Annotated in this window: 13 protein-coding genes; 3 read left to right on the top strand and 10 right to left on the bottom strand. The window is 63.3% G+C overall.

Going from position 1 to position 14,079, the window contains the following annotated elements; translation table 11 throughout:
• The 3 genes from FHW75_RS01895 to FHW75_RS01885 all read right to left on the bottom strand — a co-directional run bounded on the left by FHW75_RS01895 (position 1) and on the right by FHW75_RS01885 (position 4,270).
• On the bottom strand, positions 1-1,059 hold the full coding sequence (locus FHW75_RS01895; RefSeq protein WP_016712547.1) for a putative 2-aminoethylphosphonate ABC transporter ATP-binding protein: 1,059 nt from the start codon (positions 1,057-1,059) through the stop codon (positions 1-3).
• Positions 1,060-1,177: 118 nt separating this feature from the next.
• On the bottom strand, positions 1,178-2,047 hold the full coding sequence (locus tag FHW75_RS01890; protein WP_016712548.1) for a LysR family transcriptional regulator: 870 nt from the start codon (positions 2,045-2,047) through the stop codon (positions 1,178-1,180).
• A 9-nt stretch (positions 2,048-2,056) separates the two neighbouring features.
• Positions 2,057-4,270 (bottom strand): heavy metal translocating P-type ATPase, encoded by a 2,214-nt coding sequence (locus tag FHW75_RS01885; protein WP_025752210.1) that lies wholly within the window; start codon positions 4,268-4,270, stop codon positions 2,057-2,059.
• A gap of 83 nt (positions 4,271-4,353) precedes the next feature.
• Here FHW75_RS01885 and cadR point away from each other — a divergent pair, with 83 nt between their 5' ends.
• On the top strand, positions 4,354-4,797 hold the full coding sequence (gene cadR / locus FHW75_RS01880) for a cadmium resistance transcriptional regulator CadR (protein WP_015272183.1): 444 nt from the start codon (positions 4,354-4,356) through the stop codon (positions 4,795-4,797).
• Positions 4,798-4,854: 57 nt separating this feature from the next.
• On the opposite strand, the gene FHW75_RS01875 is transcribed toward cadR, so the two are convergent.
• From FHW75_RS01875 to FHW75_RS01865, 3 genes are read right to left on the bottom strand one after another with little or no spacing between them, the layout of a single operon-like run.
• The gene (locus FHW75_RS01875) at positions 4,855-5,826 is read right to left on the bottom strand and encodes a thymidylate synthase (RefSeq protein WP_016712551.1); all 972 of its coding nucleotides are present in this window, start codon (positions 5,824-5,826) and stop codon (positions 4,855-4,857) included.
• Between the two features lie 48 nt (positions 5,827-5,874).
• Positions 5,875-6,684: a prolipoprotein diacylglyceryl transferase gene (lgt, locus tag FHW75_RS01870; protein WP_019097932.1), complete on the bottom strand. Its 810-nt coding sequence runs from the start codon at positions 6,682-6,684 to the stop codon at positions 5,875-5,877.
• 16 nt (positions 6,685-6,700) lie between these two features.
• The gene (locus FHW75_RS01865; RefSeq protein ID WP_019097933.1) at positions 6,701-7,483 is read right to left on the bottom strand and encodes a sulfite exporter TauE/SafE family protein; all 783 of its coding nucleotides are present in this window, start codon (positions 7,481-7,483) and stop codon (positions 6,701-6,703) included.
• A 129-nt stretch (positions 7,484-7,612) separates the two neighbouring features.
• On the opposite strand from FHW75_RS01865, the gene FHW75_RS01860 reads away from it, so the two are divergent.
• Positions 7,613-8,359: an NRDE family protein gene (locus tag FHW75_RS01860; protein ID WP_025752208.1), complete on the top strand. Its 747-nt coding sequence runs from the start codon at positions 7,613-7,615 to the stop codon at positions 8,357-8,359.
• 51 nt (positions 8,360-8,410) lie between these two features.
• On the opposite strand, the gene ptsP is transcribed toward FHW75_RS01860, so the two are convergent.
• Entirely contained in the window at positions 8,411-10,690 is a 2,280-nt protein-coding gene (ptsP, locus tag FHW75_RS01855; protein ID WP_016712555.1) for a phosphoenolpyruvate--protein phosphotransferase, read from the bottom strand.
• 22 nt (positions 10,691-10,712) lie between these two features.
• Positions 10,713-11,192, bottom strand: coding sequence for an RNA pyrophosphohydrolase (locus FHW75_RS01850; RefSeq protein ID WP_003249017.1), 480 nt, complete (start codon positions 11,190-11,192; stop codon positions 10,713-10,715).
• 141 nt (positions 11,193-11,333) lie between these two features.
• Here FHW75_RS01850 and FHW75_RS01845 point away from each other — a divergent pair, with 141 nt between their 5' ends.
• Positions 11,334-11,990 carry an HAD family phosphatase gene (locus FHW75_RS01845; RefSeq protein ID WP_016712556.1) on the top strand — a complete coding sequence of 219 codons (657 nt, stop codon included), beginning with the start codon at positions 11,334-11,336 and terminating at the stop codon, positions 11,988-11,990.
• Positions 11,991-12,029: 39 nt separating this feature from the next.
• Here the strand turns inward: FHW75_RS01845 and FHW75_RS01840 are convergent, their stop codons facing one another.
• The gene (locus tag FHW75_RS01840) at positions 12,030-12,455 is read right to left on the bottom strand and encodes a DUF2269 domain-containing protein (protein WP_019097318.1); all 426 of its coding nucleotides are present in this window, start codon (positions 12,453-12,455) and stop codon (positions 12,030-12,032) included.
• 38 nt (positions 12,456-12,493) lie between these two features.
• On the bottom strand, positions 12,494-14,008 hold the full coding sequence (gene ilvA, locus FHW75_RS01835) for a threonine ammonia-lyase, biosynthetic (protein ID WP_019097319.1): 1,515 nt from the start codon (positions 14,006-14,008) through the stop codon (positions 12,494-12,496).
• Positions 14,009-14,079 lie beyond the last annotated feature (71 nt).

Here is a 14,079-nt window from a genome sequence, read left to right as displayed (position 1 = left end):
TCAGGCAAACACCTGCAGGCTCTGCGGCGGCAGGGCCACCCAAATGTCCTGCGAGCCCAGGCGCGGCATGGCTTCGGGGGCCAGTTCAGCCAGCAGGGCATGGCCAGGCAGGGCTTTGAGTTCGAAGCTCATGCGGCAGCGGTTACCCAGGAACGTAATCTCGCGGACCATGGCCGGGAACAGGTTTTCCTCGTGCACCACCGGGTTGACCGTGATTGCCTCCGGGCGGCAGAACAACCGGCCGCTGCTGGCCTGGGCCGAGCCCGGCGCCAGACGCATGCTCATGGCGCCGACCTGGGCATGGCTGTCACCGTTGCGCTGGAAAGGCAGCCAGTTGCCCTGGCCAACGAACTCGGCGACGAACGGTGTGGCCGGCTGGTCGTAGATTTCCTGTGGGGTGGCGTACTGCTCAACCTGGCCGTTGTTCATCACCGCAATACGGTCCGCCATCAGCATGGCCTCGTCTTGATTGTGAGTGACCATCAAGGTGGTAATGCCCAGCTGGCGTTGCAGCTGGCGCAGTTCGGTGCACAGGTGCTCGCGCACCCGTGCGTCCAGCGCCGACATGGGCTCATCGAGCAGCAACAGGGAGGGTGACGGCGCCAGCGCACGGGCCAGGGCCACACGTTGCTGCTGGCCACCGGAGAGCTGGCCGGGGTATTTCTTCTCGCTGCCAGAAAGGCCTACCAGTTCAAGCATTTCAGCCACCCGCTGGCGGGCCTGCTCGCGGCCACTGCCGGCCAGGCCGTAGGCAATGTTGGCCTCGACGGTGAGGTTGGGGAACAGCGCGTAGGACTGGAACAGGATGCCGTAGTCACGGGCCTGGGGCGGCAGCTCGGAGATATCGCGTTCACCGATGTACAACGTGCCACGGTCCTGGCGCTCCAGGCCGGCAATGCAGCGCAGCAGCGTGGTCTTGCCACAGCCGGACGGGCCGAGCAGGCACACCAGCTCGCCGGCGGCGATGTCCAGCGAGACATCGTTGAGCGCCGTAAAGGCACCGAAGCGCTTGTGAATGTTGCGCACTTTCATCTGTGCGCCGGGGGTGGCGTGGTTCATGGCAGGGCCTCATCGAAGAGATGGGGGCCATGCTAGGCAGGCTGTGCGAAGGTTCTGTGGCTTTAAGGCAAAAGCAAGTGATAGTGGTATTGGCAGATTTTGTATTGCCCAAACAAATCTAGAAGTGTGAGCCCGCCACTTCCTGCGCCACCCCAAGGAAGGCAGCCGGCAACCGCGCCTGGCGCCGCTCCTTCAGGCAATACAAATACTCATGCATCACCGGCGCATCTTCCAGCGCCAGCACCCGCAATTCAGGGTTATGCGGCACCTCATGCCGGGCAATCACGCTGATACCGATATTGCGCAGCACCGCTTCGCGGATCGACTCGCGGCTGCCGATTTCCAGCAAAGCCCCGGCCTTCACCCCGGCCTCCTGCAGCATCTGCTCGGTCAGCTTGCGCGTGGTCGAGCCCTTCTCGCGCATCAACAGGCAGTGCCCGGCCACAACGTCGATCGACACCGCCTGCCGCTGGGCCAACGGGTGGTTGCGATGCACCGCCACCACCAGCGGATCAGTCCCCAGCACCCGCCGCACCAGCCGGGCATCTTCCACCAGCTGTGACGAAGCGGCGATGTCCACCCGGTAGTCTTCAAGCATTTCCAGCACCTGCTGCGAGTTGCCAATTTCCACCGCCACTTCCACCTGCGGCAAGCGCTCGCGATAGATCTTCACCAAGTCGAGAATGTAGTAAGGCGCCGTGGCGGCAATACGCAGGCTGCCCTGGGCCTGGCCACTGTTGCGCAGCTCGAACTCGATATCGGCCTCTTGCTGCAGCAGCGCCTTGACCATCGGCAGCAGGCGCACGCCCTCTTCACTCAACACCAGGCGCCGCCCGCCACGGTAGAACAGCTCGACCGCGTACTGGCTTTCCAGGTTGCGGATCTGCGTGGTCACCGTGGGCTGGCTGAGCCCGAGCTTTTTCGCCGCCAAAGTGATGCTGCCCAAGCGGGCCACCATGTAGAAGGCTTTCAGCTCCGAACTCAGCATGCACGTCCTCTATTTGCGCAGCAGGCGCAAGCCGTTGAACACCACCAGCAGGCTCACGCCCATGTCGGCGAACACCGCCATCCACATGGTGGCCATGCCGGCAAAGGTGATCGCCAGGAATACTGCCTTGATGCCCAACGCCAGAACGATGTTCTGCATGAGGATCGCCGCACTTTGGCGCGACAGCCTGACGAAGGCCGGGATTTTGCGCAAGTCATCGTCCATCAGCGCTACATCGGCAGTCTCGATGGCGGTGTCGGTGCCAGCCGCCGCCATGGCAAAGCCGATTTCGGCACGGGCCAGGGCCGGGGCGTCGTTGATACCGTCACCCACCATGCCCACCCGATGGCCTTGGGCGTACAGGGCTTCGATGGTTTTCAGCTTGTCGCCCGGCAGCAGGTTGCCCTCAGCACGGTCGATACCCACCACGGCGGCGATGGCCTGCGCGGTATGCGGATTGTCGCCGGTCAGCATGACAGTCTTGATACCCAGCTCATGCAGTTCCGCGATGGCCTGGCGGCTGCTGTCCTTGACCGTATCGGCCACCGCGAACAGCGCCAGCGGGCCAGAGCGGTCGAGCAGTAAAACCACTGTCTTGCCCTGGCGCTCCAGCGCATCCAGCTGGGCTTCCAGCGCAGGCGAGCACAGCCCCAGTTCCTCGACCAGGCGGTGGTTGCCCAAGTGGTAGATCTCACCGGCAATGGTGCCACGCACGCCGCGACCGGCCAGGGCAGCGAAGTCATCCACCTCGCTCAAGGCCAGGTCTTGCTCCTTGCCGAACTGGGCAATTGCGCGGGAGACCGGGTGGTCTGAACGCTCACCCAGGCTGGCTGCCAGGGCTTGTGCGCGGCCTTCGAACAGCGGCTCCAGCACCTTGGCGTCGGTTTGCACCGGTTTGCCGTGGGTAATGGTGCCGGTCTTGTCCAGGGCCAGGAAGTCCAGGTGGCGACCGCCCTCCAGGTAAACACCGCCCTTGATCAGGATGCCTTTGCGCGCCGCAGCGGCCAGGCCGCTGACGATGGTCACCGGGGTCGAGATCACCAGGGCGCACGGGCACGCGACCACCAGCAGCACCAGGGCGCGGTAGATCCAGTCGAACCACGCACCGGCCATGAACAGCGGCGGAATCACCGCCACGGCCAAGGCGATGGCAAACACCACCGGGGTGTAGATGCGCGAGAAGCGGTCGACGAAGCGTTGGGTCGGCGCCCGCGCGCCTTGCGCTTCCTCGACGGCCTTGATGATCCGCGCCAGGGTCGATTGCCCGGCAACAGCGGTAACACGAAACTCCAGCGCCCCTGCCTGGTTGATCGTGCCGGCGAACAGCTTGTCGCCCACTGCCTTCTCTACAGGCAGGCTTTCGCCGGTAATCGGCGCCTGATCGACGCTGGATTGGCCGCTGATCACCTCACCGTCCAGGCCAATGCGTTCGCCGGGGCGTACCCGCACCAGGGCACCGATGGCCACTTCCCGCACCTCCACTTCCCGCCACTGGCCATCGGCCTGTCGCACGGTGGCCATGTCCGGGGTGAGCTGCATCAGGCCGCCAATGGCATTGCGCGCACGGTCCAGCGAGCGGGCTTCGATCAGCTCGGCGACGGTGAACAACACCATCACCATGGCCGCTTCCGGCCACTGGCCGATCAGCACCGCGCCAGTCACGGCAATGCTCATCAGCGCGTTGATGTTGAGGTTGCGGTTCTTCAGGGCAATCCAGCCCTTCTTGTAGGTACCCAGGCCACAGCCGAGGATCGCTGCCAACGCCAGCGCCGCCACCACCCACTCCGGGGCCAGCGCGGCAAAGTGCACGATTTCGGCGGCAATCGCGGCAATACCGGACAGCGCTAGCGGCCACCAGCGGGTCTTGGCCACTTGTGGTGCACTGGCGGTGCCATCGTCTTCGGCGCCAAGCGGCTCGGCTTTCATGCCCAAGCTGTCGATGGCCTGCTCGATTTCAGCAGTGCCACCCAGGGTGTGGCGCACGCCAAGCACACGGTTGATCAGGTTGAATTCCAGCTGCTCGATCCCGGCCAGCTTGCCCAGCTTGTCCTGGATCAGGGTCTGCTCGGTAGGGCAGTCCATGGCCTCGATGCGGAAACGGCTGAACTGGGCGTGGCTGCTGGCCTTTTCGCTCAGCTGGACCAAGGCTGGGGCAGCAGCGCTGCCACAGCAGCTGTGGGCGTGGTGATCGTGTTTGTGTTCGTGGCTGACAGGCTGGTTCATGGGGTTATCCTTAAATTGAGCCTGTTGCCAATGGAACACCCTGTAGCCACTATAGGGTCAAGCCATTTGCTGGAGATTTCGTGATGAAGATCGGAGAGCTGGCCAAAGCCACCGACTGCGCCGTGGAAACCATACGCTACTACGAGCGTGAACAGCTGCTGCCGGAGCCGGCGCGCAGCGACGGCAACTACCGGCTGTACACCCAGGCCCACGTCGAGCGGCTCACCTTCATCCGCAACTGCCGCACCCTGGACATGACCCTGGATGAAATCCGCAGCCTGCTACGCCTGCGCGACAGCCCCGATGATTCGTGCGGCAGCGTCAATGCGCTGATCGACGAGCATATCGAGCATGTGCAGGCACGGATCGATGGCTTGGTGGCGTTGCAGGAACAGCTGGTGGAGCTGCGGCGGCGCTGCAATGCGCAAGGGGCGGAATGCGCGATCTTGCAGCAACTGGAGACGAACGGGGCAGTATCGGTGCCGGAAACCGAGCATTCGCATGTGGGGCGAAGTCACGGGCATTAAGCCGAAAGCATTCGCGGGCACGCCCGCGAATAGGCCAGTTCAGGTAATGGAGATCTGTCAGACCGCCATCGGCGCCGTCATCGGCGCATGGTGCTCATACCCTTCCAGCCAGAAGTCACTCGGCTCAATCTTCTCCAGCCACTCCGGCTCATACTTGCCGGTCTCGGCAAACGCCGGCACGCGATCACTGATCACCAGCTTCGGCGCCTCCAGCGGCTCGCGCTTGAGCTGCTCATTCAGCATGTCCAGGTGGTTTTCATACACATGGGCATCGCCAATGAAGTAGGTGAACCAACGCGGGGTATACCCGGTCAGGCGGCCGAACAGCGACAGCAGCGCCGCGCCTTCGGTGAGGTTGAACGGCGTGCCCAGGCCCAGGTCGTTGGAGCGGATGTAAAGGGTCAGGGAGATTTCCTTGGTCTCTACATTCGGGTGGAACTGGTACAGCAGGTGGCACGGCGGCAGGGCCATTTCGTCCAGCTGCGCGCAGTTCCAGCCGTGGAACAGAATACGGCGGCTGCCCGGGTCGTTGGCGATGGTGTCCAGGCACTGGCGCACCTGGTCGATGGCCTTGTACAGGATGACGAACGCGACGCCGCCCTCTTCGTCCTGAGCGATGCGACGGAAGCCTGCCTTTTCGGCCATTTCGATGGCCGCCGGGTTGCTCAGCGGGATGCGCTTGTAGCCCGGCCACTGGCGCCATTGCACGCCGTAGATTTCGCCCAGGTCGTCATGGCCCTGGCGGAACGGGTTCGCCAGCCACTGGGCGTTCTCGTTGGCGTTCTGGTCCCAGACCTTGCAGCCCAGCTCACGGAATTCACCGGCGTTCTTCACGCCACGCAGAAAGCCGACCATTTCGCCGATCGCCGACTTGAACGCCAGCTTGCGCGTGGTGATGGCCGGGAAGCCCTTCTGCAGGTCGAAGCGCAGCATGGCGCCCGGCAGGCTGATGGTACGGATGCCGGTGCGATTGCCTTGCAACGTACCGTTCTCGATGACTTCACGGACCAGATCTAGATACTGTTTCATGACTTTCCTGTAACAAGAACGGCAGGGGGATCACCCCTGCCGTGAAAATCATACGGCTGGTTTTGCCGTAGGTTTGCGGTTGTAGGCCAGCCAGATCAAGAAGATGCCGCCGACAATCATCGGCACGCAAAGCAACTGACCCATGGTCAACCAGCCGAAGGCAATGTAGCCAAGCTGGGCATCAGGCACTCGGACAAACTCCACGATAAAGCGGAAAATGCCGTAGAACAGCGCGAACATGCCGGAAACGGCCATGGTCGGGCGCGGCTTGCGAGAGTACAACCAGAGAATCACGAATAATGCCACACCTTCCAGGGCAAACTGGTACAGCTGCGACGGATGACGGGGCAACTGGGCCGGGTCGCTGAACGGCGGGAAAACCATCGCCCACGGCACGTCGGTCGCCTTGCCCCACAGTTCGGCGTTGATGAAGTTGCCGATACGCCCGGCGCCCAGGCCGATCGGCACCAGTGGGGCGACGAAATCCATCAGTTCGAAGAACGACTTGTTGTTGCGCTTGCCGAACCACAAGGCCGCCAGCATCACGCCAATGAAGCCGCCGTGGAACGACATGCCGCCCTTCCACACCTCGAAGATCAGCGTCGGGTTGGCCAGGTACTGGTGCAGGTCATAGAACAGCACATAGCCCAACCGCCCACCGACGATCACCCCCATCGAAAGCCAGAACACCAGGTCGGACAGTTTCTCCCGCGACCAGGTAGGGTCGAAGCGGTTCAGCCGACGCGAGGCCAACAGCCAGGCGCCGCCGATGCCGATCAGGTACATCAGGCCGTACCAGTGGATTTTCAGCGGCCCGAGGGCCACGGCCACGGGGTCTATCTGCGGGTAAGGCAGCATGGAACTTCCTCTCGATTCAAATCAAAAAGCTGAGGCCGACACAGAACAGCAGTGCTGCGAACAGGCGTTTCAACAAACGGGGCGACAGCTTGTGCGCCAGGCGCGCGCCGAAGCGGGCGAAAAACATGCTGGTCACGGCAATGCCGACCAGCGCCGGCAGGTACACGTAGCCCAGGCTATGGGGTGGCAGGTGCTCTTCGTGCCAGCCCAGCAGCATGAAACTCAGGGCACTGGCCACGGCAATCGGCAGGCCACAGGCCGAGGACGTGGCCACTGCCTGCTGCATGGGCAGGCTGCGCCAGGTCAGGAACGGCACGGTCAGCGAACCGCCGCCAATGCCGAAAATGGCCGAGGCCCAGCCAATCACCCCGCCCGCGCCGATCAACGCGGGTTTGCCGGGGATGCCACGGCTGGCCCTGGGCTTGAGGTCCAGGGCCATCTGCGCGGCGATGACCAGGGCGAACACGCCGATGATCTTCTGCAGCAGCGGGCCCTGGATCAGCGAGGCCGTCTTGGCACCGATGCCGGCGCCAATGAGGATGCCGAGGGTCATCCAGGCGAAGATCGGCCATTGCACGGCCCCTTTGCGCTGGTGTTCGAGCACGGCGTTGATCGAGGTAAAGACGATGGTGGCCAGCGACGTGCCGACGGCCAGGTGGGTCAGCACCGAGGCATCGAAGCCCTGCAAGGTGAAGCTGAACACCAGCACCGGCACGATGATGATGCCGCCGCCCACGCCAAACAGCCCGGCCAGCACACCGGCACAGGCGCCCAACAGCAGATAGAGCACGAATTCCATTCGGCTTCCCCAGCAAAACAATCCGGCATGGTAACGGAAGCCGGGCTCAGGGCTCTAGTGAACTCTGTGACAGGATGGATCCGCCCCGCCGCTGTGGGTACAGTGGCATAAAACACAGAGGCCCAACCGATGTGCCTGATCGTATTCGCCTGGCGGCCGGGGCATGCCCTGCCGCTGATCGTCGCGGCCAACCGCGACGAGTTCTATGCCCGCCCCACCCAGGCCCTGGCGGCCTGGGAGGACGCCCCCGGCGTGCATGCCGGCCGCGACCTGGAGGCCGGTGGCACTTGGCTGGGCGTGGGGCCGCAGGGGCGCTTTGCCGCGTTGACCAATATCCGTGACCCGGGTCAGGCGGTGGGGCCGCGCTCACGGGGCGAGCTGGTGGCGGCATATCTGAAAGGTGAGTTGGGGGTCGAGGCTTACCTGGACCAGGTGGCCAGCCACAGTGGGCAGTATTCGGGGTTCAACCTGCTGGTGGGTGATGGGCAGCATCTGGGTTACCTGCATGCGCGAGATGCCACGCCGCGCCTGCTGGAGGCGGGGGTTTACGGGCTTTCCAACGCCGGGCTGGACACACCTTGGCCGAAGTTGGTGAAGGCGCGCAGTGGGCTGGAAGGGTTGCTGGAAACGCCGGAACCGCAGCGGTTGCTGGCGTTGCTGGCAGATAACGAGCCTGCGGCGGATGGTGATCTACCTGAGACTGGCGTTGGGGTGGCGACCGAGAAACTACTGTCGAGTGTGTTTATTGCCAGCCAGAACTACGGGACGCGGGCGAGTACGGTGCTGATTGTGGATGATCAGGGCAGAAGGCAGCTGATTGAGCGCAGTTTCGGGCCCTTTGGTGGACACCTCGGGGAAGTTGAGTTCGCGGTTTGAGGGCCATGGGGCTGTTGCGCCGCGAAAGGGCCGCAAAGCGGCCCAAACAAATCAAAGGGTTTTATTGGCCCCAGGCCCAATCATCCGCGCCAACCCAAGGTTCTTCAGCGCCAACTGCAGCGAACTGTGGATAACCTGCGGGTTGTCATGGCTCAAGGCTTCAGCCAACAGCTCCTTGGCCTTACCCAGGTTCACCTGGCGCAGCATCCACTTCACTTTCGGCAAGTTGGTGGCGTTCATCGACAAACTGTCGAAACCCATGGCCATCAACAGGATCGCCGCTGCCGGGTCACCGGCCATCTCACCGCAGATGCTCACCGGCTTGCCTTCGCCATGGGCGTCGCGCACTACCGTGTTCAAGGCTTGTAGCACCGCCGGGTGCAGGTAGTCGTAAAGGTCGGCAACCCGTGGGTTGTTGCGGTCCACCGCCAGCAGGTACTGGGTCAGGTCGTTGGAACCCACCGACAGGAAGTCCACCTGCCGCGCCAGTTCCTTGGTCTGATACACCGCCGCTGGAATTTCCACCATCACGCCCACTGGCGGCATTGGCACGTCGGTGCCTTCGTCACGCACCTCACCCCAGGCGCGGTGTATCAGGTGCAGGGCTTCTTCCAACTCGTGGATGCCGGAAATCATCGGCAGCAGGATGCGCAGGTTGTTCAGGCCCTCGCTGGCCTTGAGCATGGCGCGGGTCTGCACCAGGAAGATTTCCGGGTGGTCGAGGGTGACGCGGATGCCACGCCACCCGAGGAAGGGGTTTTCTTCCTTGATCGGGAAGTACGAGAGCGCCTTGTCACCGCCGATGTCCAGGGTGCGCATGGTCACCGGCAGCGGGTGGAACGCCGCCAGCTGCTCGCGGTAGATGGCCAGCTGCTCCTTCTCGCTGGGGAAGCGCTGGTTGATCATGAACGGCACTTCGGTGCGGTACAAACCAACCCCTTCGGCGCCACGCTGCTGGGCGCGGGCCACGTCGGCCAGCAAGCCGGTGTTGACCCACAGCGGCATGCGGTGGCCGTCCGGGGTGACGCAGGGCAGTTCGCGCAGGGCGTCCAGGCCCTGGGCCAGCTGGCGTTCTTCCTCGACCACATCGCTGTACTGCTTACGCAGCACTTCGCTCGGGTTGGTAAAGACTTCACCCTTGTAGCCATCGACGATCAGCTCGATGCCGTCGACCTTGGAATACGGCAGGTCGACCAGGCCCATCACCGTGGGGATGCCCATGGCGCGAGCCAGGATAGCAACGTGCGAGTTGCCCGAGCCCAGCACCGAGACCAGGCCAGCCAGCTTGCCTTCCGGCACTTCGCCAAGCATGGCCGGGGTCAGCTCTTCACTGACCAGGATGGTGTTGTCGGCGTACACCAGCGACTGCGAACGGGCTTCCTGCAGGTAGGCCAGCAGGCGCCGGCCCAAGTCTTTGACGTCGGAAGCGCGCTCGCGCAGGTAGTCATCGTCCATCAGCTCGAAGCGGTTGACGTGCTCACCCACCACCTGGCGCAGGGCACCCTGGGCCCACTGGCCGGTCTTGATGACTTCGGTCACCTCACCGCCCAAAGCCGCGTCTTCGAGCATCATCAGGTATACGTCGAACAACGCGCGCTCTTCCGGGCGCAGCTGGGTGGCCAGCTTGGCCGACAGCTTGCGCATGTCGTCGCGCACGCCTTCAAGAGCGTTCTGGAACAGCTTGAGTTCGGCATCGATGTCATCGACGGTCTTGTCCGGCACCACTTCCAGGTCGGCGGGTGGCAGCATCACCACCGCGCGGCCCACGGCGGCACCAGGCGAGCCTGGCACACCGACGAAGCGGGCTTCCTGGATGCCCTTGCCCTGGCGGCCCAGGCCACGGATCGAACCGGTGGCCTCGGCGTGGGCGATAACCCCGGCAAGCTGGGCACTCATGGTGACCAGGAAGGCTTCTTCGCCCTCGTCGAACTGGCGCCGCTCCTTCTGCTGGATGACCAACACCCCGACCACGCGGCGGTGGTGGATGATCGGCGCACCGAGGAAGGAGGCGAATTTTTCTTCACCGGTTTCGGCGAAGTAACGGTAACGCGGGTGGTCGGCGGCGTTTTCCAGGTTCAGCGGCTCTTCCCGGGTACCGACCAGGCCGACCAGGCCTTCGTTGGGGGCCATGCTGACCTTGCCGATGGAGCGCTTGTTCAGGCCTTCGGTAGCCATCAGCACGAAGCGGTTGGTTTCCGGGTCGAGCAGGTAGACCGAGCAGACCTGGCTGCCCATGGCTTCCTTGACGCGCAAGACAATGATCCCCAACGCCGACTTGAGATCTTTGGCGGAGTTTACTTCCTGGACGATCTTGCGCAGCGTATTGAGCATGGCTCGGGGTCGAACTCCGTCGTCAGTCGCGCGTCAGCAGACGCGGTGCTAGCTCTTTCAGGGCGCGCCGGTACACCTCGCGCTTGAATGTCACAACCTGGCCCAGCGGGTACCAATAGCTCACCCAGCGCCAGCCGTCGAATTCCGGCTTGCCGGTCAGGTCCATCCGCACCCGCTGTTCGTTGCTGACCAGGCGCAGCAGGAACCACTTCTGCTTCTGGCCGATGCACAGCGGCTGGCTGTGGGTACGGACCAATCGCTGGGGTAAACGATAACGCAACCAGCCGCGGGTGCAGGCAAGAATTTCCACATCATCGCGTTCAAGGCCAACTTCTTCGTTCAGCTCGCGGTACAGGGCATCTTCCGGCGTCTCGTCAGGGTTTATACCACCCTGGGGGAACTGCCAGGCATCCTGGTTGATCCGTCGAGCCCATAGCACCTGCCCGGCATCATTCGTGAGAATGATCCCGACATTGGGGCGAAAACCATCCGGGTCGATCACGGCAGCAACCTCGCAAACGCATGTCACCGCATTGTTCCACAAAGCTTGCGAGCGCAGCAACGCGCCCGCCAAGCTTATGTGCAGCAGCGTGAAAACTCCGTATTCTGCGGGCCTACCCTGAGGCTGATACGAGTGACCGCGATGCGCCTGGCTTTATTCGACCTGGACAATACCCTCCTCGGTGGCGACAGCGACCATGCCTGGGGTGACTACCTGTGCCAGCGCGGCATCCTTGACCCGGTTGCCTACAAGCAGCGCAACGATGGCTTCTACCAGGACTACCTCAACGGCACCCTGGACCTGCAGGCCTACCTGGCCTTCTCCATGGAAATCCTGGCGGCAACGCCCGCAGCCCAGCTGGACGAATGGCACCGCGACTTCATGCGCGACTGCATCGAGCCGATCATCCTCCCCAAGGCCCTGGCCTTGCTGCAGCAACACCGTGAGGCGGGCGACCAGCTGGTGATCATTACCGCTACCAACCGCTTCGTCACCGCACCGATTGCCCGGCGCCTTGGAGTGAAGGTGTTGTTGGCGACTGAATGCGAAAGGCATGAAGGCCGCTATACCGGGCGCAGTACCGATATACCGTGTTTCCGTGAAGGAAAGGTGACGCGGCTGCAGCGCTGGATGCTGGAGAACGGCTTTGATCTTGAGGACAGCTATTTCTATAGCGACTCGATGAATGATTTGCCGCTGTTGCAGCGGGTGACGCATGCGGTGGCGGTGGACCCGGACCCGAATCTTCGGGCCGAGGCTGAAAAGCGTGGATGGCCGGTGGTTTCGCTCAGGGCTTGAGATTGCCGGCGATGGGCTGCAAAGCAGCCCCAAATTCAATCAGACTGGCTTGGCGCCCATCAGCCCGGCAATGGACAGGAAGCAAACCCCACTGAACACCGCCAGCGCCAGGGTAAACCGCAACCCCACCACCTCGGCCTTGCGCAGCCGGTTCAGCCGCACCAGCAGCCACCACACGGCAAACGCGCCAACGGTATAGATGATGCTGGACGCCAGCACCCAGATCTGCCCAAGCGGCCAGCCCACGAGGTGCACCAGCCACCAGCCGGTAAATGGCATGCTCACCAGGCAAAGGCCCATGACCAGCCAGACGAACACCAGCGGTCGACGCAGCAGCTTGGCATAGGCCTCGGCATCGCCTCGCCTGCGGGCACGCACGGTCCAGATCGCCAGGCCCAGAGCCCCCAAAAGCAACAGGGCGGTAGCGATCATGTGCAGGGTCTTGAGGGTGGTCAGGTGTTCCATGTCTTCACATCCTTGAGCAATAAGCCAAGCTTAGCCGCTCAACCCAGGAACAGCTTGTACGCCGGGTTCTCGGTCTCGTCCCAGTAGGGGTAACCGATCTTGGCCAAGGCCGCCGGCACCAGGTGGCGCTCGTCCTCCGGCACCTGCAACCCCGCCACCACACGCCCGTCAGCCGCGCCATGGTTGCGGTAATGGAACATCGAGATGTTCCAGCGCCCGCCCAGCTTATTGAGGAAGTTGAACAGCGCTCCCGGTCGCTCGGGGAACTCGAAGCGCAGCACCATCTCATCGCTGGCACCGGCCGAATGGCCGCCGACCATGTGGCGGATATGCAGCTTGGCCAGTTCGTTGTCGGTCAAGTCGGTAACCGGGAAGCCCTGCTCGGTCAGGTGCTGCACCAGCGCCGCTCGCGGGTCATTTTCCGGATGGGTCTGCACGCCGACGAAGATGTGTGCCTCGTCAGAGGTGTGCTTGCGGTAGTTGAACTCGGTGATCTGGCGCTTGCCGATGGCCTCACAGAACGCCTTGAAACTGCCCGGGCGCTCGGGGATGGTCACGGCGATGATCGCCTCGCGCTTTTCACCCAGCTCTGCACGCTCGGCCACATGGCGCAGGCGGTCGAAGTTGACGTTGGCGCCGGAATCGATAGCCACCAGGGTCTGCCCGGTCACGCCGTACAGCTCGACATACTTCTTGATACCCGCAACGCCCAGAGCACCGGCAGGTTCGGTGATGGAGCGGGTATCGTCGTAGATATCCTTGATTGCCGCACAAATTTCGTCGGTGCTGACCGTCACCACCTCATCCACATGGTGACGGCAGATCTCGAAGGTGTGCTGGCCAATCTGGGCCACCGCCACACCGTCGGCGAACAACCCGACCTGCGGCAACACCACGCGCTCGCCGGCCGCCATCGCCGCCTGCAGGCAGTTGGAGTCGTCCGGCTCCACGCCGATCACCTTGATTTCGGGGCGCAGGTACTTCACGTAGGCAGCAATGCCGGCGATCAAGCCGCCGCCCCCCACAGGAACGAAGATCGCGTCCAACTGGCCAGGGTGCTGGCGCAGGATTTCCATGGCCACGGTGCCCTGCCCAGCGATGGTGTGCGGGTCATCGTAGGGGTGGACGTAGACAAAGCCCTTTTCATCCACCAGCTTCAACGAATAGGCCAGCGCCTCGGGGAACGAGTCGCCATGCAGCACCACCTTGCCACCGCGCGAACGCACGCCTTCGACCTTGATCTCAGGAGTAGTCTTGGGCATTACGATGGTGGCCTTGATGCCCATCTCGCGCGCAGCCAGGGCCAGGCCTTGGGCGTGGTTGCCAGCCGAGGCGGTAACCACGCCACGGGCCAGCTCTTCCGGGCTCAGCTGGGCCAGCTTGTTGTACGCCCCACGGATCTTGAACGAGAACACCGGCTGCAGGTCTTCACGCTTGAGCAGAATCTGGTTGCCCAGGCGCTTGCTCAGCTGCCCGGCGCTCTGCAACGGGGTTTCGACGGCAACGTCATAGACGCGCGAGGTGAGGATCTTCTTGACGTACTGTTCGAGCATCGGGAAAGCATCACTGGGCCGCGGGACAAGGGCTGGGAGTCTACCCCAGCGCTACGTCGGGCGACCACAGC

Source organism: Pseudomonas sp. OG7, assembly GCF_014192825.1.
Lineage (GTDB): Bacteria > Pseudomonadota > Gammaproteobacteria > Pseudomonadales > Pseudomonadaceae > Aquipseudomonas > Aquipseudomonas monteilii.
This window is presented reverse-complemented; position numbering and strand designations above follow the sequence as displayed.

Excerpts from the sequence above, each read along its gene's own strand:
- FHW75_RS01885 (WP_025752210.1), bottom strand. The coding sequence starts at position 4,270 with ATGAACCAGCCTGTCAGCCACGAACACAAACACGATCACCACGCCCAC.
- FHW75_RS01840 (WP_019097318.1), bottom strand. The coding sequence starts at position 12,455 with ATGGAACACCTGACCACCCTCAAGACCCTGCACATGATCGCTACCGCC.
- ptsP (WP_016712555.1), bottom strand. The coding sequence starts at position 10,690 with ATGCTCAATACGCTGCGCAAGATCGTCCAGGAAGTAAACTCCGCCAAA.
- FHW75_RS01890 (WP_016712548.1), bottom strand. The coding sequence starts at position 2,047 with ATGCTGAGTTCGGAGCTGAAAGCCTTCTACATGGTGGCCCGCTTGGGC.
- FHW75_RS01895 (WP_016712547.1), bottom strand. The coding sequence starts at position 1,059 with ATGAACCACGCCACCCCCGGCGCACAGATGAAAGTGCGCAACATTCAC.
- ilvA (WP_019097319.1), bottom strand. The coding sequence starts at position 14,008 with ATGCTCGAACAGTACGTCAAGAAGATCCTCACCTCGCGCGTCTATGAC.
- FHW75_RS01845 (WP_016712556.1), top strand. The coding sequence starts at position 11,334 with ATGCGCCTGGCTTTATTCGACCTGGACAATACCCTCCTCGGTGGCGAC.
- FHW75_RS01875 (WP_016712551.1), bottom strand. The coding sequence starts at position 5,826 with ATGAAACAGTATCTAGATCTGGTCCGTGAAGTCATCGAGAACGGTACG.
- lgt (WP_019097932.1), bottom strand. The coding sequence starts at position 6,684 with ATGCTGCCTTACCCGCAGATAGACCCCGTGGCCGTGGCCCTCGGGCCG.
- cadR (WP_015272183.1), top strand. The coding sequence starts at position 4,354 with ATGAAGATCGGAGAGCTGGCCAAAGCCACCGACTGCGCCGTGGAAACC.
- FHW75_RS01860 (WP_025752208.1), top strand. The coding sequence starts at position 7,613 with ATGTGCCTGATCGTATTCGCCTGGCGGCCGGGGCATGCCCTGCCGCTG.
- FHW75_RS01865 (WP_019097933.1), bottom strand. The coding sequence starts at position 7,483 with ATGGAATTCGTGCTCTATCTGCTGTTGGGCGCCTGTGCCGGTGTGCTG.